At 62.4% G+C, this 26601-nt stretch carries 26 protein-coding genes; 7 read left to right on the forward strand and 19 right to left on the reverse strand.

The annotated features are described in order from the left end of the window. Nucleotides 1-65 precede the first annotated feature (65 nt). From CSQ92_RS24135 to yacG, 4 genes are all read left to right on the forward strand, one after another. On the forward strand, nucleotides 66-935 hold the full coding sequence (locus tag CSQ92_RS24135) for a prepilin peptidase (protein ID WP_099395625.1): 870 nt from the start codon (nucleotides 66-68) through the stop codon (nucleotides 933-935). 32 nt (nucleotides 936-967) lie between these two features. Further along, nucleotides 968-1615, forward strand: a complete 648-nt coding sequence (gene coaE, locus CSQ92_RS24140; RefSeq protein WP_099395626.1) for a dephospho-CoA kinase — start codon at nucleotides 968-970, stop codon at nucleotides 1613-1615. 62 nt (nucleotides 1616-1677) lie between these two features. Then, on the forward strand, nucleotides 1678-2433 hold the full coding sequence (zapD, locus tag CSQ92_RS24145) for a cell division protein ZapD (protein WP_034748811.1): 756 nt from the start codon (nucleotides 1678-1680) through the stop codon (nucleotides 2431-2433). A gap of 18 nt (nucleotides 2434-2451) precedes the next feature. Next, on the forward strand, nucleotides 2452-2643 hold the full coding sequence (gene yacG / locus CSQ92_RS24150; RefSeq protein WP_034785391.1) for a DNA gyrase inhibitor YacG: 192 nt from the start codon (nucleotides 2452-2454) through the stop codon (nucleotides 2641-2643). Nucleotides 2644-2646: 3 nt separating this feature from the next. Here yacG and CSQ92_RS24155 read toward each other — a convergent pair whose 3' ends face one another. The 5 genes from CSQ92_RS24155 to argJ form a co-directional block, all read right to left on the reverse strand. Then, nucleotides 2647-3063 (reverse strand): VapC toxin family PIN domain ribonuclease, encoded by a 417-nt coding sequence (locus CSQ92_RS24155; RefSeq protein WP_099395627.1) that lies wholly within the window; start codon nucleotides 3061-3063, stop codon nucleotides 2647-2649. A gap of 3 nt (nucleotides 3064-3066) precedes the next feature. Then, nucleotides 3067-3276: a FitA-like ribbon-helix-helix domain-containing protein gene (locus CSQ92_RS24160; RefSeq protein ID WP_034784992.1), complete on the reverse strand. Its 210-nt coding sequence runs from the start codon at nucleotides 3274-3276 to the stop codon at nucleotides 3067-3069. 127 nt (nucleotides 3277-3403) lie between these two features. Further along, nucleotides 3404-3826 carry an NUDIX domain-containing protein gene (locus CSQ92_RS24165; RefSeq protein WP_099395628.1) on the reverse strand — a complete coding sequence of 141 codons (423 nt, stop codon included), beginning with the start codon at nucleotides 3824-3826 and terminating at the stop codon, nucleotides 3404-3406. After that, nucleotides 3823-4704, reverse strand: coding sequence for an ATP-binding protein (locus CSQ92_RS24170; RefSeq protein ID WP_099395629.1), 882 nt, complete (start codon nucleotides 4702-4704; stop codon nucleotides 3823-3825). Before CSQ92_RS24170 ends, CSQ92_RS24165 begins: the two co-directional genes overlap by 4 nt. Next, a complete protein-coding gene (gene argJ / locus CSQ92_RS24175; protein WP_034784989.1) occupies nucleotides 4701-5939 on the reverse strand; it encodes a bifunctional glutamate N-acetyltransferase/amino-acid acetyltransferase ArgJ in 1239 nt (412 codons plus the stop codon). The genes CSQ92_RS24170 and argJ overlap by 4 nt, the downstream gene beginning before the upstream one ends. Before the next feature lie 447 nt (nucleotides 5940-6386). Between argJ and CSQ92_RS24180 the strand changes: the two genes are divergently transcribed. Continuing rightward, nucleotides 6387-7523: an alpha/beta hydrolase gene (locus CSQ92_RS24180; protein ID WP_180277106.1), complete on the forward strand. Its 1137-nt coding sequence runs from the start codon at nucleotides 6387-6389 to the stop codon at nucleotides 7521-7523. A gap of 80 nt (nucleotides 7524-7603) precedes the next feature. Here the strand turns inward: CSQ92_RS24180 and secA are convergent, their stop codons facing one another. Next, nucleotides 7604-10372, reverse strand: coding sequence for a preprotein translocase subunit SecA (gene secA / locus CSQ92_RS24185; protein ID WP_092612985.1), 2769 nt, complete (start codon nucleotides 10370-10372; stop codon nucleotides 7604-7606). A 279-nt stretch (nucleotides 10373-10651) separates the two neighbouring features. Between secA and CSQ92_RS24190 the strand changes: the two genes are divergently transcribed. Next, the gene (locus tag CSQ92_RS24190) at nucleotides 10652-11164 is read left to right on the forward strand and encodes a DciA family protein (RefSeq protein WP_099395631.1); all 513 of its coding nucleotides are present in this window, start codon (nucleotides 10652-10654) and stop codon (nucleotides 11162-11164) included. Nucleotides 11165-11291: 127 nt separating this feature from the next. Here CSQ92_RS24190 and lpxC read toward each other — a convergent pair whose 3' ends face one another. From lpxC to CSQ92_RS24205, 3 genes are all read right to left on the reverse strand, one after another. Continuing rightward, nucleotides 11292-12227, reverse strand: coding sequence for a UDP-3-O-acyl-N-acetylglucosamine deacetylase (lpxC, locus tag CSQ92_RS24195; RefSeq protein ID WP_099395632.1), 936 nt, complete (start codon nucleotides 12225-12227; stop codon nucleotides 11292-11294). 75 nt (nucleotides 12228-12302) lie between these two features. Then, nucleotides 12303-13145: a DMT family transporter gene (locus CSQ92_RS24200; RefSeq protein WP_092613109.1), complete on the reverse strand. Its 843-nt coding sequence runs from the start codon at nucleotides 13143-13145 to the stop codon at nucleotides 12303-12305. A 160-nt stretch (nucleotides 13146-13305) separates the two neighbouring features. After that, nucleotides 13306-14079: a helix-turn-helix transcriptional regulator gene (locus CSQ92_RS24205; RefSeq protein WP_099395633.1), complete on the reverse strand. Its 774-nt coding sequence runs from the start codon at nucleotides 14077-14079 to the stop codon at nucleotides 13306-13308. Nucleotides 14080-14183: 104 nt separating this feature from the next. Here CSQ92_RS24205 and CSQ92_RS24210 point away from each other — a divergent pair, with 104 nt between their 5' ends. Then, the gene (locus CSQ92_RS24210; protein ID WP_099395634.1) at nucleotides 14184-14951 is read left to right on the forward strand and encodes a class I SAM-dependent methyltransferase; all 768 of its coding nucleotides are present in this window, start codon (nucleotides 14184-14186) and stop codon (nucleotides 14949-14951) included. 48 nt (nucleotides 14952-14999) lie between these two features. On the opposite strand, the gene CSQ92_RS24215 is transcribed toward CSQ92_RS24210, so the two are convergent. The 10 genes from CSQ92_RS24215 to mraY form a co-directional block, all read right to left on the reverse strand. After that, nucleotides 15000-15506 carry a peroxiredoxin gene (locus CSQ92_RS24215; RefSeq protein WP_070290164.1) on the reverse strand — a complete coding sequence of 169 codons (507 nt, stop codon included), beginning with the start codon at nucleotides 15504-15506 and terminating at the stop codon, nucleotides 15000-15002. 224 nt (nucleotides 15507-15730) lie between these two features. Next, nucleotides 15731-16939 (reverse strand): cell division protein FtsZ, encoded by a 1209-nt coding sequence (gene ftsZ / locus CSQ92_RS24220; protein WP_034784974.1) that lies wholly within the window; start codon nucleotides 16937-16939, stop codon nucleotides 15731-15733. Between the two features lie 154 nt (nucleotides 16940-17093). After that, entirely contained in the window at nucleotides 17094-18326 is a 1233-nt protein-coding gene (gene ftsA, locus CSQ92_RS24225; protein WP_010394955.1) for a cell division protein FtsA, read from the reverse strand. 42 nt (nucleotides 18327-18368) lie between these two features. Beyond that, nucleotides 18369-19181, reverse strand: a complete 813-nt coding sequence (locus CSQ92_RS24230; protein WP_034784973.1) for a cell division protein FtsQ/DivIB — start codon at nucleotides 19179-19181, stop codon at nucleotides 18369-18371. A 1-nt stretch (nucleotide 19182) separates the two neighbouring features. Beyond that, nucleotides 19183-20151: a D-alanine--D-alanine ligase gene (locus CSQ92_RS24235; RefSeq protein ID WP_052140373.1), complete on the reverse strand. Its 969-nt coding sequence runs from the start codon at nucleotides 20149-20151 to the stop codon at nucleotides 19183-19185. A 1-nt stretch (nucleotide 20152) separates the two neighbouring features. After that, a complete protein-coding gene (gene murC, locus CSQ92_RS24240) occupies nucleotides 20153-21556 on the reverse strand; it encodes a UDP-N-acetylmuramate--L-alanine ligase (RefSeq protein ID WP_034784971.1) in 1404 nt (467 codons plus the stop codon). A 10-nt stretch (nucleotides 21557-21566) separates the two neighbouring features. Next, nucleotides 21567-22661, reverse strand: coding sequence for an undecaprenyldiphospho-muramoylpentapeptide beta-N-acetylglucosaminyltransferase (gene murG / locus CSQ92_RS24245; RefSeq protein WP_071653277.1), 1095 nt, complete (start codon nucleotides 22659-22661; stop codon nucleotides 21567-21569). After that, nucleotides 22658-23869: a putative lipid II flippase FtsW gene (gene ftsW / locus CSQ92_RS24250; protein WP_034784970.1), complete on the reverse strand. Its 1212-nt coding sequence runs from the start codon at nucleotides 23867-23869 to the stop codon at nucleotides 22658-22660. Before ftsW ends, murG begins: the two co-directional genes overlap by 4 nt. Further along, on the reverse strand, nucleotides 23869-25425 hold the full coding sequence (gene murD / locus CSQ92_RS24255) for a UDP-N-acetylmuramoyl-L-alanine--D-glutamate ligase (RefSeq protein ID WP_099395635.1): 1557 nt from the start codon (nucleotides 25423-25425) through the stop codon (nucleotides 23869-23871). The genes ftsW and murD overlap by 1 nt, the downstream gene beginning before the upstream one ends. After that, nucleotides 25425-26600 carry a phospho-N-acetylmuramoyl-pentapeptide-transferase gene (gene mraY / locus CSQ92_RS24260; protein ID WP_034784967.1) on the reverse strand — a complete coding sequence of 392 codons (1176 nt, stop codon included), beginning with the start codon at nucleotides 26598-26600 and terminating at the stop codon, nucleotides 25425-25427. Before mraY ends, murD begins: the two co-directional genes overlap by 1 nt. Between the last annotated feature and the right edge of the window lies 1 nt (nucleotide 26601).

A 26601-nucleotide genomic window follows, 5' to 3' on the forward strand; every position in this document is an offset into this window, starting at 1 on the left:
CCGCCATGGCCAGCGTCGCGAGCCATAAACCTGTGCTTGCCCACGCCACATTGGCGATAAAGATAATGCCTCCAGATACCCTGCTGTTCGCCGCGCCCGGCAACCTGCCCGTCGCCCTCGTCGCCGCCCTGTTCGGCCTGATCGTCGGCAGCTTCCTCAACGTGGTGATCCACCGCGTGCCGAAAATGATGCAGCGCGAATCCGATAATTACGTGGCGGAAGAAAGCGGCTTGCCCTTGCCGCACACGGACCGCTACAACCTGATGCTGCCGCACTCGAACTGCACCGCTTGCGGCCACCGCATCACGGCCATGGAAAACATCCCCGTCATCAGTTACCTGCTGCTGCGCGGCAAATGCAGCGCCTGCCAAGCGCCGATCTCCGTGCGCTATCCGCTGGTCGAACTGCTGACGGGCGCCCTGTCGGCCCTCCTGGTCTGGCACTTCGGCAGCGGCTGGACGGGTCTCGCCACCCTCGTGTTTGCCTGGCTGCTGATCGCCATGACCTTCATCGACGCCGATACGCAAATGCTGCCGGACGACCTCACCTTCCCCCTGCTGTGGGCCGGTTTGCTGGTCAATATCAATGGCACCTTCGTGCCCCTGCAAGACGCCGTCATCGGCGCGGCCGCCGGCTACCTGGCCCTGTGGAGCGTGTACTGGGCCTTCAAGCTGGCGACAGGCAAGGAGGGAATGGGCTATGGTGACTTCAAATTGCTGGCGGCGCTCGGTGCGTGGCTGGGCTGGACGATGCTGCCGACGATCATCTTATTGTCATCGCTGGTCGGCGCCGTGGTCGGCATCGGGCTGATCGTGTTTGCCAAGCGCGGGCGCGACAAACCGATTCCGTTCGGTCCCTACCTGGCTGCGGCGGGCTTGATCGCCTTGCTGTACGGCACGCCCCTGTCCCGCCTCACGCTAGGCCTGATTGGCTGACCGGCGCAGCACTGCCCCCTATGGATAAATACATGCAAAGACAAAACGTCCCTTATTTCAGCGTGGGTCTCACCGGCGGCATCGGTTGCGGCAAGAGCACGGTGGCCGACCTGTTCGCCGCGCACGGCGCCTCCATCGTCGATACCGACCAGATCGCGCACAGCCTGACGGCGCCAAATGGCGCAGCCATGCCAGCCCTGGTGGCGGAATTTGGCCCCGACTACGCCGATGCGCGCGGCGCCCTCGACCGCACCAGAATGCGCAACCTCGTGTTTTCCGATGCCGCCGCCAAGGCGAAACTGGAAGCCATCCTGCATCCGCGCATCCGCCAGGCGACCCTGGCGGCGGCCGCCGAAGCGACAGGCAGCTACGTGATCTTTGCCGTGCCCCTGCTCGTCGAGTCCGGCGGATGGGTGGAGCGGGTCAACCGGGTTCTCGTCATCGATTGCCTGGAAAGCCTGCAAGTGTCGCGCGTGATGGCGCGCAATGGCTTATCGGAAGAACAAGTCAAATCCATCATGGCCACGCAGGCGACGCGCGCCATGCGCCTGGCGGCGGCGGACGATGTGATCGACAATAATGGCGATTTGGCCGCCCTGGCGCCGCAGATTGCCCAGTTGCACGATTTATATCTGGCATTTTCAAAAAGAATGGCCGGAATCGGGCCGCAACGTTTGTAATTTGTCGACGCTTGGTTCAAAATCACGGGATTGTTTGCAGGTCCTTACTTAAGGGAATTATTTTGATTGTCTACGAATACCCTTTCAACGAACGCATACGTACCTTGTTGCGGCTGGAAGACCTGTACGACAAATTCAAGTTCTTCATCCAGCAAGAGCATGCAATGCAGCATCATGTTGCCTTGGCAACTATTTTCGATATGCTCGAAGTGGCCGGCCGCGCCGACCTGAAGTCCGACCTGCTGCAGGAACTCGAGCGCCAGCGCCAAAGCCTGCTCGGCTACCGCAGCAATCCAAATGTGGAACCGGAAACCCTCGATGCCATCTTGGGCGAACTCGACAGCGTCAGCGGCGCCCTGGTGGCGGCGCAAGGCAAGACGGGCCAGAATATCCGCGACAATGAATGGCTGATGAGCATCCGCGGCCGCACCATCATTCCGGGCGGCGCCTGCGAATTCGACTTGCCGTCCTACTTTGCCTGGCAAAAACGCAGCTCCGAGCAGCGCCTGACCGATATCCACGCGTGGTTTGCCCCGCTGGCGCCCCTGTTCGACGCGCTGGCCCTCGTATTGCGCCTGCTGCGCGATTCCGGCGGACCCGTTAAACTGATCGCCAATGGCGGCAGCTACCAGCAAATGCTGCAAGGCAAGGTGTACCAGATGCTGCGCTTGAGCCTGGATGAAAACAGCGGCGCCATCCCGGAAATTTCCGCCAACAAATATATGCTGTGGGTGCGCTTTACCACCCAGGGCGGCGACTTGAAACCCAAGCCGCTGGAAGAAGATGTTCCGTTCGAGCTCACGCTCTGTAATTTTTAATTGTTACTTATTTACCCCATCATGACCGTCGTTAATTGCCCCACCTGTGCCGCCAAAGTCGAATGGACTGAAGCCAACAAATACCGCCCCTTCTGCTCGGAACGCTGCAAGCAGATCGACCTGGGCGCCTGGGCCGAAGAGAAATACACCATCCCCGCCGCCGACCCGTTTGAAGATCCGCTCGCGGACGAAGACAACAAGCCGCAATAAGCCTCAACTAAACGGATTTTCCAGACGCAGCCCCTGCGCCGCGAAACTGTCGAGTCTGCCACTGACCACCGTCAAGCCATAGGCGATGCCCATCGCCGCGATCTGCCCATCGACGCCGTGCGCGTGGCCGCGCGCATGCAGGCGCGCGCACACGAGCGCGCAATCGAGGTCGAATTCCAGCAGCCGCGGCGCATATTCTGACAGCACGGCTTCCAGCCAGCCTTCCAGCGCCAGTGCTTCCAGCGCCGCCTCGCGCCGCCAGCTCCGCTGTATGCCTGCGCGCAGTTGCGCAATCACCTGCACCGGTACATAGCGCATTTCCGGCGCCACCCGTTCAAAAAAATCGAGCACGCCCGCCGGTGCAGCGCCGCCCTTGCGCCCTGCAACGATCACATCCGTATCGACCAGGTAGGCGGGCATGGTTCAAGGGCGGCGCTCGAAATCCGCATCGTGCCCCACGTCGGGCATGCCGCGCAGAATATCGTCGAGCGGACGCTTCGGCAGCGGCCGCAAGGCGCTGCGCAGGATGTCGCGATGCTCGTCCTCGATGCTGCGTCCATGCGCGCGGGCACGCTTGTGCAAGGCGGCAATCAGCAATTCATCGGTATCGGTAAAGGTCAGTGTCAGCGGCATGCGAGACTCCCCAATGCGTGATGAAAGCACTGTAGCGCAAAGCGCGCGCGATACAAGGAAAGTAACAGGAAAGCTTGCGCCAGCACGCAGCACGCAGCATGCTGCTGCCTGCTGGCACAAGTTGGGATCAGGCAGGCGCCAGCGATTCGCGACGTACCTCGTCCAGCCATTCCAGCAGGGGAATGGTGGCCGGCAGCAAGGGTTCCACGCCGACCGTGCCTTGCCAGGCGAACGCCTGTCCTTCCAGGCTTTGCGGCTCGCCCCGCCACTCGCGGCTGATATAGAAATGCAGGCGCACATGGGCGTGCGGATACACATATTCGACGCCGCACCAGGCTTCGGCAGTATCGATATGCAAGCCCAGCTCCTCGACAAACTCGCGTTTCAAGGCGTCAAAAATGGCTTCGCCCGGCTCCACTTTACCGCCAGGAAATTCCCAATAGCCGTCATACGGCTTGCCGGCCGGGCGTTGGCCCAGCAGCACGTCGCCATTCGGCTTCATCAGGATACCGACGGCGACGTCCACCGGTGTGACTTTCGCTTCGCTCATTGCGGCAACTTTCCCGCAGGTAGTTTCCCAGCATAGTCGCGCGCGAATTGCCACGCCACCCGGCCTGAACGGGAACCGCGCTGCAGTGCCCAGCGCAGGGCGTCGCCGCGCGCCGCGGCGATCTGCTCCGGCGTGCAGCCGAACGAAGCGAGCCAGTGCGCCGTGATATCGAGGTAATCGTCCTGCTTGAACGGGTAGAACGACAGCCACAGGCCGAAGCGTTCGGACAGCGAGATTTTCTCTTCCACCGTCTCGCCCGGATGCAGGTCGCCATCGTCGTCCGTCTTGTAGCTGGTGTTGTCCGACATCCGTTCCGGCATCAGGTGACGGCGGTTCGAGGTGGCGTAGATCAGCACATTGTCCGATTGCGCGGCGATGCTGCCGTCGAGCGCCACTTTCAGCGCCTTGTAGCCGCTCTCGCCCTCTTCGAACGACAGGTCGTCGCAAAAGATGATGAAGCGCTCGGGGCGCGCCGCCACCAGGTCGACGATGTCGGGCAGGTCGGCCAGGTCCGCCTTGTCCACTTCGATCAGCCGCAGGCCCTGGTCAGCGAACTGGTTCAGACAAGCCTTGATCAGCGACGACTTGCCCGTTCCGCGCGCGCCCGTCAGCAGCACGTTGTTGGCCGGACGGCTGGCCACGAACTGGCGCGTGTTCTGCTCGATCTGCGCCTTTTGCGTGCCGATATTGTGCAAGTCATCCAGAGCGATGGACGATACGTGCTCCACTGCCTGCAGATGGCTTGCCGCTCCCTGGCGCCGGCGCCAGCGGAAGGCAAAGCTGTTCCAGTCGGTGGCCGGCAAGGCCGGCGGCAAGATCGACTCGAGGCGCGCCAGCACCCGCTCGGCGCGGATCAGGAATTGATCGAGGCTGGTCATGAGCGGTAGTCGGCGTTGATCGACACGTAATCATGCGACAGGTCGCACGTCCACAGGGTGGCCGTGGCGTCGCCGCGCGCCAGCTTCACGCGGATGGTGATTTCGCTTTGCTGCATCACGCGCTGGCCATCCTGCTCCTGGTAGTCCGGGTTGCGGCCGCCATTCTTGGCCACCCACACGTCGTCCAGGTACAGGTTCAATTGGCCCACGTCCAGGTCGTCCACGCCCGCATAGCCGATGGCGGCCAGGATGCGGCCCAGGTTAGGGTCGGAGGCGAAGAAGGCCGTTTTCACCAGCGGCGAATGAGCAATGGAATAGGCGATCTTGCGGCACTCTTCCACGTTGCGGCCGTCTTCCACGGTCACGGTCATGAACTTGGTGGCGCCTTCGCCGTCGCGCACGATGGCTTGCGCGAGAAAAGTAGACAGTTCGGTCACGGCGGCGGCCAGTTCAGCATAGTGCGGCGAATCGATGGAATCGATCACCAGGCTGCCGGCGCCCGTGGCGACCAGCATGAACGAGTCATTGGTGGACGTGTCGCCGTCGATGGTGATACAGTTGAACGATTTGTCGGCCGCCTGTTTCACCAGCTGGTCCAGCACCGGTTGCGCCACGGTGGCGTCAAATGCAAGAAAACCCAGCATGGTGGCCATATTCGGCTTGATCATGCCGGCGCCCTTGCTGATGCCCGTCAGGGTGACCGCGTGGCCACCGATGGTGACCGTGCGCGAACCGGCTTTCGGCTGCGTGTCGGTGGTCATGATGGCTTCGGCGGCCGAGAACCAGTTATCCGATGTCAGCGCGGCGACGGCTTGCGGCAAGCCGGCGACCAGGCGCTGCACAGGCAAGGGTTCGAGGATCACGCCGGTGGAAAACGGCAGGATTTGCTGCGGCGTGCAGCCCAGCAGCTCGGCCAGCGCGGCGCAGCTGGCCTGCGCGTCGGCCAGGCCCGATTCGCCCGTGCCCGCATTCGCGTTGCCCGTGTTGACCAGCAGCGCGCGGATCGGCGCGGCGCCAGCCGTCACGGCGGCCAGGTTGGCTTTCGAGATTTGCACGGGCGCGGCGCAGAAGCGGTTCAAGGTGAACACGCCAGCCACGGTGGCCGTCGGCGCCAGTTTCAATACCAGCAAATCCTTGCGGTTGGGTTTCTTGATGCCGGCTTCGGCAACACCGATTTCAATGCCGGCGACGGCTTTCAAGTCGGCGGCGACGGGCTTGGGAGAATTGACGGCCATGGTGATTTCTTCTGCGAGGGAAAAGGGAAGCGCTATTGTAGCGCCTTCGCGGCTCGGGTGAACATGCGGCAAGGGAATCGTCGCGGCGGCCAGGGCAGTCGCGAAGCCGGTCGGCAACATGACCAGGCTTGCGATTTATCAGAACGCCGCCGCCTGGCGGGGCTAAGGTGTAAGAACCGACGATCACGCGTCTCGCACAAGCGCCCGGGGAGGGGAGTCATGGCGCACGGAAAACCCTACCGCATGCATCGCAGCGATTCAGGCTCGGCACGCCCGTTACGTCTATGGTGTTTATGCTGCCTGTTTTGCCTGCTGGCCTCGTTGACGGCCTGTACGCTGCCAGGTGAAGCGGCCGGTCATGCCATTGGCCACGTCACCGATCTGGCATCCACAGCGCCGCCGGCCGCTGAAACGCCGCCAGCCGCAGAATTTCCACCCGCGAGCGGGGTGGGACGGCCACCGCCAACCTTCCCATGGAGCAGCTCATGGTCAGGCATCGGCGGCCTGGTCGGCAATCTGGGCAACCTGGCCGGCAGCAGCGGCATGCTCACGGGCAGCAGCGGCATGGCCAAGCCTGGCAACGATCCACCGCCGGCCGGCGCAGTGCACGTCACGGTGTATTACGCCACAGACAGGCAATACCAGGCCAGCAGCCGCAGCTATGGCTGGCAGCCCAACCGCGCCGCGCCCCACCTGAGCTACGGCAGCGTCCTCGTCAGCATCCCTGAAAAAAGAGCGCCGGGCGAACTGCCGTTGCCGCCCTGGTACGCCATCCTGTCCAGCGACAATGCGCAAAAATATGTGCTGATCAAGGAAGCCACGCGCCTGTCGCGCGAGGATTTTCTCGCCACCGTCAAGGCCAGGATACAGGCCGCCCCGGAACGGCACGCCGCCTTCATCTACATCCATGGCTACAGCAATTCCTTTGACGACGCCGCGCGGCGCACGGCGCAGATGGCGGTCGACCTCGATATCGGCGCCCTGCCCGTGTTCTACAGCTGGCCATCGAAAGGCACCCTGGCCGGCTATGAATTCGACCAGAATTCCGCCGAATGGACGCAGGCGCACCTGCAAGCCTTCCTGGCCGACTTCGCGGCGCACTCGTCCGCCACCGATATCTACCTCATCGCCCACAGCATGGGCAACCGCCCGATGACCGTGGCCCTGGCCAACCTGCTGGAAAAACGCCCCGAACTGCTGCCCCTGTTCAAGCAGGTGGTGCTGGCAGCGCCTGACATCAATGCCGATGTCTTCCGCGACCAGATCGCCCCCCGTTTTGCCAGCCTCAAGCTCCCCGCCACCCTGTACGCTTCCGCGAACGACAAGGCCATCCGCGCTTCCTACAATTTTGCCGACTGGGACAGGATAGGCGACATCCGCGGCCCCGTCGTCAGCATCCCCGGCATGGAGCTCGTCGATGCCTCGGCCGTCATCATGAACTTCATGGGGCACGACTACTTCGCCAGCAACCGCGTCTTGCTGACCGATATCGCCACCATGATCAAGACGGGGCAACGGGCAAAAAATCGCGGCGGCTTGAAGGGCATTCCGTCGCAGGCGCCGCAATACTGGGCCTTTCCCTGAGCCGGGACCGCGCAAGACATCCGGGCATAAAAAAAACGGAGACCGTGGTCTCCGTTCTTGTTCAAGCTGTCAAACCGGCTTTACGCCAATTTTCCATGACAGGCTTTGTACTTCTTGCCGCTGCCGCAAGGGCATGGGTCGTTACGGCCAACCTTGACGCCCATGCTCACGCTCATGTCGTCGACGTTGTCCATGTTGCCGCCGGCCACAGGCGCCAGCAGCTCTTCCGGCGCAGCGTTCGGGTCGAATTCAGCGTGCTGGTAGTGCACGTTTTCCACGTGCGACTGTTGCATTGCCTGTTCGGCTGCATCGACTTCTTCGCGCGACTGGATGCGTACCGTCATCACGTGTTTCGTGACGTCGTTCTTGATCATGTCGAGCATCTGGCCAAACAGTTCAAACGCTTCGCGCTTGTATTCCTGTTTCGGGTTCTTCTGCGCATAACCGCGCAGGTGAATACCCTGGCGCAGGTGATCGAGCGCCGCCAGGTGTTCGCGCCAGTGGCTGTCCACGCTTTGCAGCATGACATTGCGTTCGAAGCCGCCAAACGATTCCTTGCCGACGATATCGATCTTCGACTGGTACACGGCATCGGCCGCGGCCAGCACTTTTTCCAGGATCTCGTCGTCCGTCAGGGTCGAATCGGCTTCCAGCATTTGCTGCAGCGGCAAGTCGAGCTGCCATTCGCTGGCCAGGGTGTTTTCCAGGCCCTTGATATCCCACTGCTCTTCCACCGATTCGTGCGGCACGTACTCGTGCACGAGGTCGGTGAACACGCCGTGGCGCAGCGAGCCGATCATTTCCGAGATGTCGGTCGTTTCCAGCAGCTCGTTACGCTGCTGGTAGATGACCTTACGCTGGTCGTTGGCGACGTCATCGTATTCCAGCAATTGCTTGCGGATGTCGAAGTTGCGCGCTTCCACCTTGCGCTGGGCCGATTCGATCGAACGCGAGACGATGCCTGCCTCGATCGGTTCGCCTTCCGGCATTTTCAAACGGTCCATCACGGCGCGCACGCGGTCGCCGGCGAAGATGCGCAGCAGCGCGTCGTCGAGCGACAGGTAGAAGCGCGACGAACCCGGATCGCCCTGGCGGCCAGCACGGCCACGCAGCTGATTGTCGACGCGGCGCGATTCGTGGCGTTCGGTGCCGATGATGTGCAAGCCGCCCGCATTGACCACGTGGTCGTGCAGGGATTGCCATTCATCGCGCAAGGTCTGCGACTGGGCTGCCTTGTCGGCATCGCTCAGTTCAGCATTGGCTTCGATGAACTTGATCTGGTTTTCGACGTTACCGCCCAACACGATATCGGTACCGCGACCTGCCATGTTGGTGGCGATGGTGATGGCTTTCGGACGGCCTGCCTGGGCGATGATTTCCGCTTCGCGGGCATGCTGCTTCGCGTTCAGCACGTTGTGCGGCAAACCGGCCTTGGTCAGGATGCCCGACAGCAGTTCCGAGTTCTCGATCGAGGTGGTACCCACCAGCACGGGCTGGCCGCGCTCGTAGCAGTCGCGGATGTCGTTCAACATCGCGTTGTATTTTTCCGCCGACGATTTGTAGACCTGATCCTGGCGGTCCTTGCGCTGCAGCGGACGGTTTTGCGGGATCACGACCGTTTCCAGGCCGTAGATTTCCTGGAATTCGTATGCTTCGGTATCGGCCGTGCCGGTCATGCCGGCCAGCTTGGCGTACATGCGGAAGTAGTTCTGGAAGGTGATCGAGGCCAGGGTCTGGTTCTCGTTCTGGATCTTGACGCCTTCTTTCGCTTCGACGGCCTGGTGCAAGCCATCGGACCAGCGGCGGCCCGTCATCAGACGGCCCGTGAATTCATCGACGATCACCACTTCATTGTTCTGCACCACATAGTGCTGATCCTTGAAGTACAGCGCATGCGCGCGCAGGGCCGCATACAGGTGGTGCACGAGGGTGATGTTGGCCGAATCGTACAGCGAAGCGCCTTCCGGCAGCAGGCCCATTTCCATCAGGATGCCTTCGGCCTTTTCATGGCCGGCTTCCGTCAGCAGCACCTGGTGCGCCTTTTCATCCTTGGTATAGTCGCCCGGCACGTCAACCTTGCCCTTGCCGTCCGGTGTTTCTTCGCCGATCTGCAAAGTCAGGCGCGCAGGCACTTCATTGATCTTGTGATACAGGTCCGTATGGTTCTCGGCCTGACCCGAAATGATCAGCGGCGTACGCGCTTCATCGATCAGGATCGAGTCGACTTCATCGACGATGCCGAAGTTCAGGCTGCGCTGCACGCGCTCGCGCGCTTCGTAGACCATGTTGTCGCGCAAGAAGTCGAAACCGAATTCATTGTTGGTGCCATACGTGATGTCGGAGTTGTACGCCTGCTGCTTGGCGCTGTGCTCCATCTGCGACATGTTCACGCCAGTCGACAGGCCCAGCCATGCATACAGGCGACCCATGGTCTCGGCATCGCGCTGCGCCAGGTAATCATTGACGGTGACGATATGCACGCCCTTGCCCGACAAGGCATTCAGGTAGGCTGGCAAGGTTGCCATCAGGGTCTTGCCCTCGCCCGTGCCCATCTCCGCGATCTTACCGAAATGCAAGACCATGCCGCCGATCATCTGCACATCGAAATGGCGCATGCGCAGGACGCGCTTGCTGGCCTCGCGGCAGACGGCAAATGCTTCCGGCAACAAGGCATCGAGCGATTCGCCAGCGGCGATGCGTTCCTTGAAGGCAGGCGTCTTCGCTTGCAGCTCGGCATCCGACAGCTTTTCGATGGCCGGCTCGAGCGCATTGATCTCGCGTACCGTTTTTTGGTATTGCTTGAGCAGCCGCTGGTTGCGGCTACCGAAAATCTGGGTCAGTAATGACATGCTTGAATTCTTGAAAAAACGCCGTTAAAAAAAGCTCGGTAGGGAACAACGAGGTAGTAATCGCGTCACCGCACGGAGTTCGACTATGGCAAAAGACGATGATTTTATCATGCGTTCCCGACATGGTTGGGGTAATGCGCCATATAACAATAGCTTAATGACAAACAAATGGCAGAAATTGCGGACATTTTCCATACTGTAAGGCAATACGGCCCGCCCGCCTGCGCCGCACCCGCCGCCGCACTCGTCATGCGCGGGCGAGTGTGCTATGTTTCGGCCATGCGAACTCCCACTTATTCTCCGGCACCGCGCCGCGGCTACGGCTTTGCCCGTTCAGGCCCGGCCGTCACGGGCGCAACCGATTTTCTGCGCGGCAATGCGACGATGGCCTCCCTGATGCCCACCGTCACGCGCCTGGCCGCCCTGCAAAAAGATTGCGCCAAGGCCTTGCCGGCCATGTTCGAGCATTGCGACATCCTGCAATTCGAGGGCGGCCTGCTCGTGCTGGCCACGCCGAACGCGGCGCTGGCGGCCAAGCTCAAGCAGCAATTGCCGAAACTGCAAGGGGAACTGGAAAGAAAGGGCTGGCAGATTTCAGGCATCAAGCTGAAAGTGCAAGTCATCAAGAGCATCGCGCCCATCGTGCATACGCGGGCGCTGGTCTTGCCGGAAAAAGCCATGTCGGCCCTGGAAGAGCTGAGCACGGCACTGCCCGCGTCGAAGCAGAACGAGCAATTGATCGCGGCGCTGCGCAATATGGTCCGCCACCACCGCGAACCTGGGAACACCTGAGAAAAAGTCCATGGCGGCGTTGCATTGCCTGGCCGTACTATTCGTACTGCCTGCGGCAATGCGCCTTGCCCTGAACATTTTTCAGGTGCTCCCTAGTCCTAAAATTATTTAAAAACAGCAACGGCCGTCAAGTCAAGGACCACTCGCGTTCCATCTGGCGCAGGTAGGATTGCGGCGCCGCCTCGTTCGTGGCGAACGACACGATTTCATAGGATTCCGGCTGCTCCAGCAACGCCAGCAGCAGCTGGTTGTTCAGCGCGTGGCCTGACTTGTGCGCCGTGTAGTACGCGAGCAGGGGATGGCCCACCAGGTACAGGTCGCCGATGGCGTCGAGGATCTTGTGGCGCACGAACTCGTCTTCATAGCGCAAGCCATCGGCGTTGAGGATGCGGTACTCGTCCATGACGATGGCGTTTTCCAGCGAACCGCCACGGGCCAGGCCCATGCCGCGCAAGCTTTCCACGTCCTGCATGAAACCGAAGGTGCGCGCGCGCGCCACGTCGTGCACATACGACACGTCGCCAAAATCCACGGAAGCGCGCTGCATCGTGCCATCGACGGCAGGATGGTTGAATTCGATGAAGAAATCGAGCTTGAAGCCGTCGTACGGCGACAAGCGCGCCCATTTCTCCGCGTCACCCTTGCCGTGACGCACTTCCACGGGCTTGATGACCTTGATGAATTTCTTTGGCGCCTGCTGCTCTTCCACGCCCGCCTGCTGCAGCAGGTAGACGAAGGACGAGGCGGAACCGTCCATGATGGGAATTTCTTCCGCATTCACGTCGATGTACATATTGTCGACACCCAGGCCGGCCGCCGCCGACATCAGATGTTCCACGGTGGAAACCCTGGCGCCATCCTTGATCAGCACGGAAGCCATGCGCGTATCGCCCACGGCCATGGCGCTGGCGGGAAACTCGACGATGGGATCGAGGTCGATGCGGCGAAATACGATGCCCGCATCGATCGCGGCAGGACGCAAGATCAGCTCGACCTTGGTGCCAGAGTGCAAACCGACACCGATGGTGCGGACCTGTTGTTTGATAGTGCGTTGTTTTAACATCTGTCGATTATATCTATTTGCCGGATTTTCGTTGCGGCGCGGCATCGCCCACGCCAGAAATACCACAACGGCTCATCACGGATGTTCGCTTTCCGCATGCACGGCTTCGCGGCGCACCAGATAAATGCCGCTGCCGATGATGATGGCCGCGCCGATCAAGGTGTATTCGTCGGGCAAGGCACGCCACAGCATCCAGTCCAGGGCCATGCCCCATGCCAGGGCCGAGTATTCGAACGGCGCCACGCTGGACGCCTTGCCATGGCGAAATGCTTCCGTGATGGCCAGCTGGCCCAGGAAGCCACTCAGTGACAAGCCCGCCAGCAGCCACCAGTCTTCGCGGCGGATACCCACCCACTCATGCGCCGACAGGGCCACGCCGCCGAGGGCCATCATCACCATCAGCCAGAAGACCATGCTTTCGCTGGCGTCCGTGCGGCTCAGGATGCGTCCCGTCACGGCGGAAATGGCGTAACAGGCAGCCGAGCCCAGTACGGCCAGCCCGGCCAGCGAAAAGAATCCCGAGCCGTCGGGGCGCAGCGCCACCAGCACGCCCAGCAGGCCCACGGCGATGGCGCACCAGCGCGCGAAGTCGACTTTTTCCTTGAGGATAAACACCGACAGGACCGTGATGAACAAGGGGGCAACAAAGAACAGCGCATATGTCTCGGCCAGCGACATGCGCTTCAAGCCGTAGGCGAACAGCGTGATCATCAGCACGCCCAGGGCGCCGCGCAGCAAGTGCAGCGGCCAGCGCACCTTCAGCACGTTCTTGAAGGCGCCGCGGTACAGCAGGTACAGGCAGACGAGCGGCAACGACGACAGGGCGCGCAAGGCCGTCACCTGCATGGGAGGATAATGGGCGGACAACAGCTTCATGGCCGTGTCCATCAGGGAAAACATGGCGACGGCGATCAGCATCACATAGATGCTGCGCAGGTTGGGATTGCGGGATATCAGGACAGACTCCTGGCGAAAGAGCGGGACCGTCATCATGGCGACGGCCGGAGCCAGGACCGCATGGTCTGGAAAGGCAGGGCCAGGCGGTCAGCCAGATTATAACAAGCGCGGCCGTTTTACCTTATGACACAGGCAACAGCATCACCAGTTTCAGTTCATGCTGGCGCGCCAGGTGCAGGGTCACCTGATTGAACGCCAGCAGTCCCTGTTGCGCATGCTGGAACTGGCGCAAGCCGCCATCGCGGCCCTGCACCTGCTGCGCGCCCCACCATAGGCGAAATTCAAAGCTGGCGTCAGCCAGTTCCGCGATCAGGCCGGCCAGCGGCGCCTGGTCCGCCTGCCGGCCGATATCGGCGCGGAACTCCGCCACCAGGCGCTGCGCCCGTTCAGGCCAGCCGATGACCAGGTCGCGCGCCCCCGCGTCCAGGAACATGAAGCGCAGCTGGTTCGGTGCGGCCGCATCGTCATGCAGCCAGCCGGCAAACAAGGTGGATGCCGCCCCGTTCCACGCCACGGCATTCCATGCGCGGTCGAGGATGTACGCGGGCGCGTCGATGGCGGCAACGATGGCGGCCAGCTCGGCGGCAGCAGGACCACTGCCCTCGCCCGTCCCGTGGCTGGGGTCATGCTTGTCGGCCACCTCGAACAGATAGGCGCGCTCGGCCGTGCTCAGCTGCAGCACCTGCGCCAGGCGGGCCAGCATCCTGGCCGATGCCGACACGGGCCGCCCCTGCTCCAGCCACGTCAGCCAGGTGGGACTGACATCGCACAGCTGTGCCAGCTCTTCGCGCCGCAAGCCCGGCGTGCGCCGCCGCCCGCCGCCGGGCAAGCCAGCCATGGCGGGGGTGACGGCTTCGCGCCGGGCGCGGATGAATTCAGCGAGTTTGTTCGACATGACAGCGGTGCATGGTAGTAGATATACCAGTATAAGTTATGGTCTTGTTACAGGATAATTTTATCCCTATTCTGCAGGAACTCACCCATCCACAGGAGAAAACCATGCAGCAGCACGATGTCGTTACCGAACAGTTTGGCAAGACGGCGAATGCCTACCTGAGCAGCGCCGTACATGCGCAAGGCGCCGACCTGGTGCTGATGCAGGAATGCGCGCGCCGCCACGGCAAGCCCGTCGTCCTGGACCTGGGCTGCGGCGCAGGCCATGCCAGCTTTGCCGTCGCCCCCGTGGCAGCTTCCGTCGTCGCCTACGATCTGGCGCAACCCATGCTCGACGTGGTCGACCACGCCAGGGCGCAGCGCGGCTTGCACAACATCAGCACGCAGCAGGGCGATGTGGCCCGCCTGCCGTTTGCCGACGCCAGCTTCGACATGGTCGTCACCCGCTTTTCCGCGCATCACTGGAACGATGTGGCGGGAGCCCTGGCCGAAGCGTGGCGCGTGCTGCGCCCGAACGGCACCTTATTAGTGGTCGACATCGTCGCGCCGAAAACGGCCCTGTACGACAGCACGCTGCAGACGGTGGAAATGCTGCGCGACGCTTCGCACGTGCGCGACTACCGCACCTGCGAATGGGGCGCCAAGTTCGATAACGCGGGCTTTACGCACAGCTTGCGCAGCGTGTGGAAACTGACGATGCAGTTCGACGAGTGGGTGGCGCGCATGCGCACGCCGATCGAAAGAGTGGCGGCCATCCGCAACCTGTTCGATGGCGCGCCCGAGGAAGCGCGCCGGTATTTCGCGCTGCAGGACGATTATTCGTTCAGCATCGATGCGGCCATGTTCGAGGCGACGAAACCCTCAGTACAGTAAACGTAAAAACGGCGCCGATGGCGCCGTTTTCATGCGGACAGGAAGCGCTTAAGCCAGTTGGCCCAACAGCGTCTCGGCATTCGACACTTCAAACTTGCCGCCTTGCTCGATGTTCAATTGCGTCACGACGCCATTGTCGACCAGCATCGAGTAGCGCTGCGAGCGCGTGCCCATGCCATGCTTGGAAAAATCGGCGTCCAGGCCCAGGGCCTTGCTGTAGGCGGCGTTGCCGTCAGCCATCATGCGCACCACGCCGGTGGCTTTCTGGTCACGGCCCCAGGCACCCATCACGAACGCGTCGTTGACGGAGATGCACCAGATTTCATCGACGCCCTTGGCTTTCAGGTCGGCGGCGTGCTTGACGTAGCCTGGCACGTGCTGTGCGGAGCAGGTCGGGGTGTACGCGCCTGGCAGGCCGAAGATGGCGATCTTCTTGCCCTTGACCAGGTCTTGCACGTTGAACGTGTTCGGGCCCAGTGCGCAACCTTCGGTTTCGCTTTCGATGAATTCGGCCAGGGTGCCTTCTGGCAGGGTGTCGCCGATCTTGATGGTCATGTTGACTCCTTGTGTGCTGTCGGTGGAAAACGCTCGCCGCCCGGCCGGGCGGAAAACGCGTGTATTCTGGTTCGGCTAGCATGATGCTGGCTCAGCGCGATAGTATGCCTGACTTGCCGTATTTGTGCAGAAAATGGCCGGAAAGGCAAAGTCAAAAGTCAAAAACCGGCAAAAAAAAACGGCGGCCCTCAGGCCGCCGTCATCGTTGCATGCATCACATCACCTTAGTCGGCCTGTTTACGCAGGAAGGCAGGAATGTCATACGTCTCCATGCCATTCTTTTCCATCGCGCGTACTTGCTCGGAAGCCGATTCGCGACGCCATACCGCCGGCGCCTTCATGCCGTCGAAACCGGCTGCCGGCGTAGCCACGCCAACCGTCGTCGTCGCCGCTTGCGCGCTACCCATGGCAGCCGACGGGGTCAACGGGCTGTTGTGGGTGCCGGTGCGCAGCACTTGCTGCGGTACCAGCTGGATGTTTTTCTTGGCGCGGCCCAGGCCCGTGGCCACCACGGTAACGCGGATGTCGTCGCCCATGGCGTCGTCGTAGGCGATACCTTGCGCGATCGACGCGTCCGGCGCGGCAAACGCGCGCACGGCAGCCATGACTTCCTTGATCTCTTTACCTTTCAAGCCACGGCTGGCCGTGACGTTGACCAGCACGCCGCGCGCGCCGGACAGGTCGATGCCATCCAACAGCGGCGAAGCGACAGCCTGTTCGGCGGCGATGCGCGCGCGGTCGACGCCGGAAGCCGTCGCCGTGCCCATCATGGCCTTGCCCTGCTCGCCCATGATGGTTTTCACGTCGTTGAAGTCGACGTTGATATGGCCAGGCACGTTGATGATCTCGGCAATGCCGGCCACCGCGTTGTTGAGCACATCATCGGCGTGCTGCATCCATTCCAGCATGCTTTCGTCTTCGTAGATCTCTTCCAGCTTTTCGTTCAGGATGATGATCAGCGAATCGACGTGCAGGGACAGCTGCTCCAGGCCTTCGTCTGCGATGTCCATGCACTTCTGGCCTTCGTACGAGAATGGCTTGGAGACCACGGCCACCGTCAGCGCGCCCAGTTCCTTGGCCACTTCGGCCACGATAGGAGCGGCGCCCGTGCCCGTACCGCCGCCCATGCCGGCAGCGATGAAGACCATGTGCGCGCCGCGCAGCGAATCGGCGATGCGCGCGCGCGATTCTTCGGCCAGCTGGCGGCCGACGGCAGGCTTCATGCCGGCGCCCAGACCGGTATCGCCGATCTGGATGATGTTGTGGGCCTTCGATGTCGACAGGGCCTGTGCGTCGGTGTTGGCGGCAATGAACTCCACGCCCGACATGCCTTTGTTGATCATGTGTTGGACTGCATTGCCACCCGCACCGCCGACGCCGACGACCTTGATGACGGTACCTAAAGCTGTGTTATCGACCATATCGAACTCCATGATGTGCTCCTATCAGATGCGGTTTCCAAGCGCCAGGCCTCATATTGGTAGGAGAACTGGAGATTGAAAACTGCGGTTAAATATAAAATAAAGTTATGTGTGTGTACCTGCGATGCTGCCAAAAAACCTGTCCTGCCGGGCGAAAATCATGCCCTTAAAAATTCCCTAAAAACCATTCCTTCATGCGCTGCCAGACTGCCTTCACCGAGCCGTCCTGACGCGTCACGATGTGGCCGCGCAGGTATTGCTTCTTCGCTTCCAGCAGCAGGCCCAATACCGTGGCATAGCGCGGACTGCGCACCACGTCGGCCAGCTGTCCCCGATACTCGGGCGTGCCCAGACGCGCCGGTTTCAGGAAAATATCTTCCGCCATTTCCACCATGCCGGGCATGATGGAGGTGCCGCCCGTGAGCACGATGCCCGACGACAGCACGCCTTCATAACCGGATTCGCGCACCACCTGGTGCACCATGGCGAACAGCTCCTCGACGCGCGGCTCGATCACTGCCGCCAGCGCCTGGCGCGACAGGTTGCGCGGGCCGCGGTCTCCCAGGCCAGGCACTTCCAGCGATTCGCCGGGGTCGGCCAGGACCTGCTTGGCCACGCCATAGCGGATCTTGATTTCTTCCGCTTCCGCGGTCGGGGTGCGCAAGGCCATGGCGATGTCGTTGGTGATCTGGTCGCCGGCGATGGGGATGACTGCCGTATGGCGGATCGCGCCATCGGAAAATACCGCCACATCGGTCGTGCCGCCACCGATGTCGATCAGTACCACGCCCAGTTCCTTCTCGTCGGGCGTAAGCACCGCATCGGCGGACGCCATCGGCTGCAGGATCAGGTCCGACACTTCCAGGCCGCAGCGGCGCACGCACTTGACGATGTTCTGCACCGCCGACACGGCGCCGGTGACGATATGCACCTTCACCTCCAGGCGGATGCCGCTCATGCCGATAGGCTCGCGCACATCTTCCTGGCTGTCGACGATGAACTCTTGCGGCACCGTGTGCAGCAATTGCTGATCGGTCGGAATGTTAACCGCTTTTGCCGTCTCGATGACGCGCGCCACGTCGGTCGCCGTCACTTCCTTGTCCTTGATGGCCACCATGCCGCTGGAATTGAAGCTGCGGATATGGCTGCCCGCAATGCCCGCGTACACATTGCGGATCTTGCAGTCGGCCATCAGCTCGGCCTCTTCCAGCGCGCGCTGGATGGACTCCACCGTGGCCTCGATATTGACCACCACGCCTTTTTTCAGGCCCTTCGATTCGTGCTGGCCCAGCCCGATCACTTCGTGGCGCCCGTCGGACATCACTTCGGCTACCACCGCCACCACTTTCGAGGTGCCGATGTCGAGGCCGACGATCAGGTTTTTCGCGTCTTTTGTCATTTCTGTCGCCTACTGTATGGGCTATAAATTAAAATTATTGGGTTACGTCGGTTTTTTAATCGGACTGCTGTTTTTCTTCTTCATGACTGGCTTTCCATCCTTGCCTTCGGCCGGTATCACCAGGCCGGCGGAACTGAGCGCCAGGCCATTCTGGTAGCGCATATCGATCGTGTCGATATTTTCCAGCCGGCTCGCCAGCTGCGGATAAATACCCACCAGCCGGTCGACCCGCGCTTTCAGGGTCGTGTGATTCTGCTCGCGCCCCAGCGCCACGCTCATGCCGTTATCCAGTTTCACGGTCCACGCATAGCGGCTCGACAGCGACAGGGTTTCCGGCACCATCTTCAGCGGCGCAAACCACTTTGCCAGCTGCACGTAGGTAGCCAGTACTTCCTTTTCGCTGCCATCGGGGCCGGCAAACGCAGGCAACTCATGGTCGTCTTCGGCTTCGGCCACATTCGCCGTAAACACGTCGCCCTTGACCGACAGCAGGCGTCCATCCTCGCCCCAGGTGCCCAGCGCTTCGTGTTCTTCCAGCGCCACGATCAGCTGGTTCGGCCACTCGCGCCGCACGCTGGCACGGCGTACCCAGGGCACCGATTCGAACACGCCGCGCACGCTTTCCAGGTTGGTCGTGAAGAAATTGCCCTTGATGCGGCCCAAAGTGCCGCTACGCAGGGTCAGGTAATTCACGTGGCGCAGGCCTTTGTCGTCCGCGCTTTCCACCTTGATCGTGCGCAGGTCGAACATGGGACGCTGCGACACCCACCAGACGCCGGCGGCCACGCACACGACCAGAACCGCGGCCAGCAAGCCGTTGGCAGTCGTATTGAGGCTTTTAGCGTCATGCCACATATCAGCGCTGTCCCTTGTGCATTTTCAGACGCGCGCCAGCGACGATTTCCAGGCACAGGTCTTCATAGCTGATGCCCACCGCGCGCGCCGCCATCGGCACGAGCGAGTGGCCCGTCATGCCGGGCGAGGTATTCACTTCCAGCAAAAACAGCTTGCTGTCGGCCGCGCGCATCAGCACGTCCACACGTCCCCAGCCTTCGCAGCCGAGGGCGCGGTAGGCTGCCACGGCGATGCGCTCCATCTCCGCCACGATCGCCGGGTCCAGCTGCGGCGGGCAGAAATACTGCGTATCGTCCGTGAAATACTTGTTCTGGTAATCGTAATTGCCTTGCGGCGCGACGATCTCGATCGGCGGCAGCGCGCGCGCAGTGGCGCCCTTGCCCAGGATCGCGACGGTGAACTCGCGGCCCTTGATGAACTCCTCGGCCAGCACCGAATCATCGAGGCCGGCGGCGATGTCGTAGGCCGCCTGGAAGGCCGATGCTTGGTTGACCGTCGTGATGCCGATGCTCGAACCTTCATGCGGCGGCTTGACGATCAGCGGCAAGCCCAGTTCCGCGGCGACCTTGGCCAGGTCGGAGCTGTCATCGAGCACCGCGTACTTTGGCGTTGGCAGCTGGTGCATCAGCCAGATCATCTTGGTGTAAACCTTGTCCATGCCCACCGCGCAGGCCATCACGCCGCTGCCCGTGTAGGGAATGCCCAGCTGCTCCAGCGCGCCCTGCAGGCTGCCGTCTTCGCCGAAGCGGCCGTGCAGCGCGATGAAGACGCGGTCGAATTGTTCAGCGGCCAGTTCGGCCAGGCTGCGTTCGCCCGTGTCGAACGCGTGCGCGTCCACGCCGCGGCTTGTCAAAGCGGCCAGCACGCCCGTGCCGGACATCAGCGACACTTCGCGCTCGGCCGAGCTGCCGCCGAACAGGACGCCGACCTTGCCCAATTGTTTTACGTCGATAGCTGAAGCTTGGTTCACATCAGGCCTTTACAGTGTTGGATGGATACGTTGTCAGTTGTTGCGGGATGCCGCTGATCGAGCCGGCACCCATGGTCAGCACGACGTCGCCGTCGCGCGCCACGCTCATGATGGTGTCGGCCATGTCCTTCATGGACTCGACGAAAATCGGTTCGATCTTGCCGCGCGCGCGCAGCGCATGCGCCAGTGCGCGGCCGTCGGCGGCGACGATAGGCGCTTCGCCCGCCGCATACACTTCGGACAGCAGCAGCACATCGGGCGCGCCCAACACTTTCACGAAATCCTCGAACAGGTCGCGCGTGCGGCTGTAGCGGTGCGGCTGGAACGCCAGCACCAGGCGGCGGCCAGGATAGGCGGCGCGCGCGGCGGCCAGGGTCACTTCCGTTTCCACCGGATGGTGGCCGAAATCGTCGACCAGCGCAAAAGTGCCGCCGTTCGGCAGCGCCACGTCGCCGTAACGCGTGAAGCGCCGGCCCACGCCGGAAAACTCGGCCAGGCCCTGCTGCGTGGCGCTGTCGGCGATGCCGATTTCGCGCGCGATGGCGATCGCCGAGCAGGCATTCTGCACATTGTGCATGCCGGGCTGGTTCAGCACCACGTCGAGGTCCGGATAGCCTTCCTGCAGCACGGTGAAATGCATTTCCAGGCCCACGGCACGCGCGTTGATGGCGCGCACCTGCGCGTCTTCCGCGAAACCGTAGGTGGTCACGGGCTTGGTGACGGACGGGATGATGGCGCGCACGTGCGGATCGTCGATGCACAGCATGGCGCGGCCATAGAAAGGCAAGCGGTGCGTGAACTGCACGAAAGCCTGCTTGAGCTTTTCGAAATCGTGCTCGTAGGTGTCCATGTGATCGGCGTCGATATTCGTGATCACTTCGATCATCGGCGTCAGGTTCAGGAACGAGGCATCCGATTCATCGGCTTCGGCTACCAGGTAGTCGCCCGAGCCCAGCTTGGCGTTCGCGCCGGCGCTGGTCAGGCGGCCGCCGATGACGAAAGTCGGATCGAGACCGCCCTGCGCCAGCACGGAAGCGACCAGGCTGGTGGTCGTCGTCTTGCCGTGCGTGCCGGCGATGGCGATACCGCGCTTCAGGCGCATCAATTCACCGAGCATCACGGCGCGCGGCACCAGCGGAATCTTGCGCGCGCGCGCGGCCGCCACTTCAGGATTGTCTTGCGGGACGGCGCCCGACGTCACCACCGCATCGGCGTCGCCGATGTTCTCGGCCGCGTGGCCCAGCATGACGGTCGCGCCCAGGCTCGCCAGGCGCTGCGTCGCCGCATTGCTGCCCAGGTCGGAGCCCGACACCTTGTAGCCGAGGTTGACCAGCACTTCGGCGATGCCGCTCATGCCGCTGCCGCCAATGCCGACAAAGTGGATATTGTTTACTTTATGCTTCACAGAGCTAACCTCATGCCAGTTTTTCCAATACGTGTGCGATCGCCTCATTGGCGTCGCGCTTGCCTGCTGCCAGTGCCGCTTGCGCCATATGCTGGCAGGTATCGCGGCTCAGCGATGCCAGCAGGGTGCTCAGCGACGCCGCACTCATTTCCGTCTGCGGCAGATGAATCGCCGCGCCTTGTTTTGCCATCCATTGCGCGTTGTCGCGCTGATGGCTGGTGGTCGACGCCACCAGCGGCACGAGCACGCTGGCCACGCCGGCCGCCGTCAATTCCGACAGGGTGATGGCGCCCGCACGGCAAATCACCAGATCGGCCTCGGTATATGCCCTGGCCATGTCGTCGATGAAGTCGACCACATTGGCTTGCACGCCCGCCTGCGCATATGCGGCATGCAGGGCGTCGATATTCTTCTTGCCCGACTGGTGCGTCACCAGCGGGCGTTCGCCCTCCGGCATCAGCGCCAGCGCGGCGGGCAGATTGTCGTTCAGCGCTTTCGCTCCCAGGCTGCCGCCCACCACGAGGATGCGCAACGGTCCGCTGCGGCCCGCGAAACGCGTGGCCGGCGGCGCCATGGCGAGGATCTCGGCGCGCACGGGATTGCCGGTGACGACGGCCTTGCCGGCGGCGCTGCCGAAATCGGCGGGAAAGCCGAAGCACACCTGCTGCGCCAGCGGCACCAGGGTCTTGTTCGACAGCAGCAGCGCCGCGTCGGCATTGACCAGCACCAGCGGCACGCCCTTCAGGCGCGCCATCAGGCCGCCCGGCACGGTGACGTAGCCGCCCATGCCCATCACCACGTCCGGCTTTCGGCTGGCGATGAAACGGCGGATGGCAAAAAAGCTGGCCAGCATCTTGAAGCCGCCTTTGACCGTGTGCGCCAGGCCCTTGCCGCGCATGCCGGAGAACGCGATGGCATCCATGGGAATGCCGCTTTTCGGCACCAGTTCCTGCTCCATGCCGTGGGTCGTGCCCAGCCAGCTCACTTCCCAGCCGCGCGCGCGCATGGTCTGCGCAATCGCCAGGCCAGGGAAAATATGGCCGCCGGTGCCGGCCGCCATGATCATCAGTCTTTTCGTCGTTTTCAAGTTCGTCACGCTGTTCATAGCCGGCCTCCCCGCATCAGGATCCGGTTTTCATAATCGATGCGCAGCAAAATCGCCAGGCCGATACAGTTAATCAGTACGCCCGTGCCGCCATAACTCATCAAGGGCAAGGTCAGGCCCTTGGTCGGCAGCAGGCCCAGGTTCACGCCCATGTTGATGAAGGTCTGCACGCCGATCCAGATGGCGATGCCTTTCGCCGTCAGGCCGGCAAAGGTCTGGTCGATGGCGATCGCCTGGCGGCCGATATCGAACGCCCGCTTGATAATCCAGTAGAACATGCCGATCACGATCAGCACGCCCACCAGGCCCAGCTCCTCGCCGATCACGGCCAGCAAAAAGTCCGTATGCGCTTCGGGCAGATAATGCAGTTTTTCCACGCTGCCGCCCAGTCCCACGCCAAACAATTCACCGCGTCCGAAGGCGATCAGCGAATGCGTCAGCTGGTAAGCCTTGTTCAGCGCATTGTCTTCCTGCCACGGATCGAGATACGCAAAAAACCGCTCGCGGCGGAATTTCGACAAGGCGATGATGGTGACGAAGATCGCCGTCAGCATGGCGCCGATGCCGCCGAACCAGATGGCGTTCACGCCGCCCAAAAACAGGATGCCCATGGCGATGCAGACGATCACGCCGAAGGCGCCAAGATCGGGCTCCATCAGCAGCAGCAAGCCGACGAAGCTGACAGCCAGCGCCATCGGCATGAAGCCCTTGGTCAGCTTGTGCATGTACTCCTGCTTGCGCACCGTGTAATCGGCCGCGTACAGCACCATCACCACCTTCATCAGCTCGGACGGCTGCGGCCGCAGGCCCGGCAGGTTCAGCCAGCGGCGGCCGCCATTGACCGACACGCCCAAGCCCGGTATCAAGACCATCACCAGCAGCACCAGGGTGCCGATGAACAACCACGGCGCCATCTTTTGCCAGGTGGCGACGGGGATGCGAAATACCAGCGCGCCAACGACGATCGAAATACCGATGAACAGCGCCTGGCGCACGACAAAGTAATTGTTCGTGTAGGCGGCGAACTTGCGCGCATCCGACAGCGAGATCGACGCCGAATACACCATCACCATGCCCAGCAACATGAGCAGCAGGACGACCCACACCAGCGGCTTGTCATAGTCCATCATCTTCGACTGCCGCGCGCGGCTATCCAGCGGCTTGGCAGCCGAGCCGGAACCAAAGCTGAAGGGCAGTTGGAAGGCCATCAGATATCCTGTCCGTTTTCCAGGGCGATGTCGCGCACGGCGCCGACAAACACCTGCGCGCGGTGCGCATAGTTCTTGAACATGTCCAGGCTCGCGCAGGCGGGCGACAGCAGCACGGCATCGCCGGCCAGCGCCAGGCCGCTGGCGCGCTTGACGGCTTCCGGCAAGGTGACGCAATCGATGATGTCCACGCCCGCCGGCTCGAGCGCCGCGCGCAAGGCCGGCGCATCGCGGCCGATCAGCACCACGGCGCGCACATAGCGCGACACGGGTTCGGCCAGCGGCGAGAAATCCTGCCCCTTGCCATCGCCGCCGGCGATCAGCACCAGGCGCTGTTCCGCGCCGCCAAACGCCTTGCCCAGGCCGAACAGGGCGGCTACCGTCGCACCCACATTCGTGCCCTTGCTGTCGTCGTAGTATTCGACTTCATTGACGGCCGTGATCAGTTCCACGCGGTGCGGCTCGCCCTGGTATTCGCGCAGGCCATGCAGCAGCGGCGCGAACGGCAAGCCGATGGCGCGGCACAGGGCCAGCGCCGCCAGCGCATTCGAGGCATTGTGCTGGCCGCGGATTTTCAGCGCGTCGGCCGGCATCAGTTTCTTCGCCATCGTCGGCACCGGTTCCGGCGCCGGATCATTCTTCCTGCGTTTTTTCTCGACCACTTCTTCGCTGGGCACGGCTTGCGCCAGCCAGAAGATGCCCCGTTCATTCACTAGGCCAAAGCTGTCCACTTCCACGGGTTCGCCCGTGCCGAAGGTGATCGTTTCGGTCAGCGGGTCGGCCATGTGCATCACGGCCGCGTCGTCGCGGTTCAATATGCGCACGGTCTGCTCGCCGAAGATGCGCGCCTTGTCGGCAGCATAGGCAGCCATGTCGCCATGCCAGTCCAGGTGATCCTGCGACAGATTCAGGACCGTGGCCGCGTCGGCCTGCAGGCTGAACGTCGTGTGCAGCTGGAAGCTGGACAATTCCAGGATCCACGCCTGCGGCAAGGTGCTGGCGACGGGTTCCGCCACTTCAGCTTCCGCATCCACAGGCTGCGGCGCAGGCTCCGCATCGAGCACTTCGCGCAGCACGTCCAGCGCAGCGGGACTGATATTGCCAGCCACGCGCGTAGCCAGGCCCGCGCGTTCGCACAGCAAACCTACCAGGCTGGTGACGGTCGTTTTGCCATTCGTGCCCGTGATGGCGATGACTTTCGGCGCATAGCCGCGTTCCGCCTTGAGCGCGGCCAGGGCCTGCGCGAACAGTTCGATCTCGCCCCACACGGGGATATTTTTCTCAAGTGCGGCAGGCGCAATCTGCGCCAGTTCGCGGCCCGGCGCCAGGCCAGGGCTGACGGCGACGAAATCGACGCCATCGAGCAATTCGGCCGTGAAGGCGCCGGCGATGAACTGCGCCTGCGGCACGGCGGCCTGCAACGCTGCCAGGCGCTCGGGCGCCTGGCGCGTATCGGCCACGCGCACGCAGGCACCGCTGCGGGCCAGCCACAGGGCCATGGCCAGCCCCGACTCGCCGAGGCCCAGTACCAGTGCGGTTTTAGCGTCGTACATCATCAGCGCAGCTTCAAGGTGGTCAGGCCGAGCAGCACCAGCATCATGGTGATGATCCAGAAACGCACGACAACCTGCGTCTCCTTCCAGCCTTTTTGTTCAAAATGGTGATGCAACGGCGCCATCAGGAAGACGCGGCGGCCCGCGCCATAGCGCTTCTTGGTGTACTTGAACCAGACGACCTGGATGATCACGGACAGCGTTTCGACGACGAAGATGCCGCCCATGATGAACAGGACGATTTCCTGGCGCACGATGACGGCGATGGTGCCCAGTGCACCGCCCAGTGCCAGCGCGCCCACGTCGCCCATGAACACTTTCGCGGGGTGCGTGTTATACCAGAGGAAGGCCAGGCCGGAACCGGCCAGCGCGCCGCAGAAGATCACCAGTTCGCCGGCGCCCGGGATGTGCGGGATGAACAGGTAGCGCGCATACGTGGCGTTACCCGTCAGGTAGGCGAACAGGCCCAGGGCCGTGCCCACCATCACGGTGGGCATGATGGCCAGGCCGTCAAGGCCATCGGTGAAATTGACGGCGTTGCTGGTGCCGACGATGACGCAATAGGTCAGCGCGATAAAGCCCCATACGCCCAGCGGATAGCTGATGGTCTTGAAGAACGGGACGATCAGGTCGGCCTTCGGCGGCAAGTCCATGGCGAAGCCCGATTGCACCCAGGCGTAGATCAGATTCCATACCTGGCCAGCATTGGGCTCGGAGATGGAGACGGAAAACGCCAGGTAAAACGCGGCGGCGATGCCGATCAGCGACTGCCAGAAGTATTTCTCGCGCGAGCGCATGCCTTCCGGATCCTGGTGCACCACCTTGCGGTAGTCGTCGGCCCAGCCGACTGCACCAAAACCCAAGGTGACGATCAGCACGGGCCAGATGAAGCGGTTCGACAGGTCAGCCCACAGCAAGGTGGAAATGCCGATGGCGATGAGGATCAGCACACCGCCCATGGTGGGAGTGCCGTGTTTTTTCAGGTGCGTTTGCGGGCCGTCCGTACGCACGGCCTGGCCGACCTTCATGCGCGTAAGCATGCGGATCACGGCGGGACCGGCGCACAGGCCGATCAAAATCGCCGTCAGGGTGGCGAAGACGGCGCGGAACGTGATGAAGTTAAAGACCCGCAGTGGGCCAATGTCGTCCTGGAAATAATGAGCGAGCCAGAGCAGCATG

It is taken from the genome of Janthinobacterium sp. BJB446 (genome assembly GCF_002735655.1).
In the GTDB taxonomy this organism is placed as follows: Bacteria; Pseudomonadota; Gammaproteobacteria; order Burkholderiales; family Burkholderiaceae_D; genus Janthinobacterium; species Janthinobacterium lividum.

Coding starts and splice junctions, on each gene's coding strand:
- CSQ92_RS24135 (WP_099395625.1), top strand. CDS start 66: ATGCCTCCAGATACCCTGCTGTTCGCCGCGCCCGGCAACCTGCCCGTC.
- coaE (WP_099395626.1), top strand. CDS start 968: ATGCAAAGACAAAACGTCCCTTATTTCAGCGTGGGTCTCACCGGCGGC.
- CSQ92_RS24155 (WP_099395627.1), bottom strand. CDS start 3,063: ATGCCCGCCTACCTGGTCGATACGGATGTGATCGTTGCAGGGCGCAAG.
- CSQ92_RS24160 (WP_034784992.1), bottom strand. CDS start 3,276: ATGCCGCTGACACTGACCTTTACCGATACCGATGAATTGCTGATTGCC.
- CSQ92_RS24165 (WP_099395628.1), bottom strand. CDS start 3,826: ATGAGCGAAGCGAAAGTCACACCGGTGGACGTCGCCGTCGGTATCCTG.
- CSQ92_RS24170 (WP_099395629.1), bottom strand. CDS start 4,704: ATGACCAGCCTCGATCAATTCCTGATCCGCGCCGAGCGGGTGCTGGCG.
- argJ (WP_034784989.1), bottom strand. CDS start 5,939: ATGGCCGTCAATTCTCCCAAGCCCGTCGCCGCCGACTTGAAAGCCGTC.
- secA (WP_092612985.1), bottom strand. CDS start 10,372: ATGTCATTACTGACCCAGATTTTCGGTAGCCGCAACCAGCGGCTGCTC.
- CSQ92_RS24190 (WP_099395631.1), top strand. CDS start 10,652: ATGCGAACTCCCACTTATTCTCCGGCACCGCGCCGCGGCTACGGCTTT.
- lpxC (WP_099395632.1), bottom strand. CDS start 12,227: ATGTTAAAACAACGCACTATCAAACAACAGGTCCGCACCATCGGTGTC.
- CSQ92_RS24200 (WP_092613109.1), bottom strand. CDS start 13,145: ATGCTGATCGCCGTCGCCATGTTTTCCCTGATGGACACGGCCATGAAG.
- CSQ92_RS24205 (WP_099395633.1), bottom strand. CDS start 14,079: ATGTCGAACAAACTCGCTGAATTCATCCGCGCCCGGCGCGAAGCCGTC.
- CSQ92_RS24210 (WP_099395634.1), top strand. CDS start 14,184: ATGCAGCAGCACGATGTCGTTACCGAACAGTTTGGCAAGACGGCGAAT.
- CSQ92_RS24215 (WP_070290164.1), bottom strand. CDS start 15,506: ATGACCATCAAGATCGGCGACACCCTGCCAGAAGGCACCCTGGCCGAA.
- ftsZ (WP_034784974.1), bottom strand. CDS start 16,939: ATGGAGTTCGATATGGTCGATAACACAGCTTTAGGTACCGTCATCAAG.
- ftsA (WP_010394955.1), bottom strand. CDS start 18,326: ATGACAAAAGACGCGAAAAACCTGATCGTCGGCCTCGACATCGGCACC.
- CSQ92_RS24230 (WP_034784973.1), bottom strand. CDS start 19,181: ATGTGGCATGACGCTAAAAGCCTCAATACGACTGCCAACGGCTTGCTG.
- murG (WP_071653277.1), bottom strand. CDS start 22,661: ATGAACAGCGTGACGAACTTGAAAACGACGAAAAGACTGATGATCATG.
- ftsW (WP_034784970.1), bottom strand. CDS start 23,869: ATGGCCTTCCAACTGCCCTTCAGCTTTGGTTCCGGCTCGGCTGCCAAG.
- murD (WP_099395635.1), bottom strand. CDS start 25,425: ATGATGTACGACGCTAAAACCGCACTGGTACTGGGCCTCGGCGAGTCG.
- mraY (WP_034784967.1), bottom strand. CDS start 26,600: ATGCTGCTCTGGCTCGCTCATTATTTCCAGGACGACATTGGCCCACTG.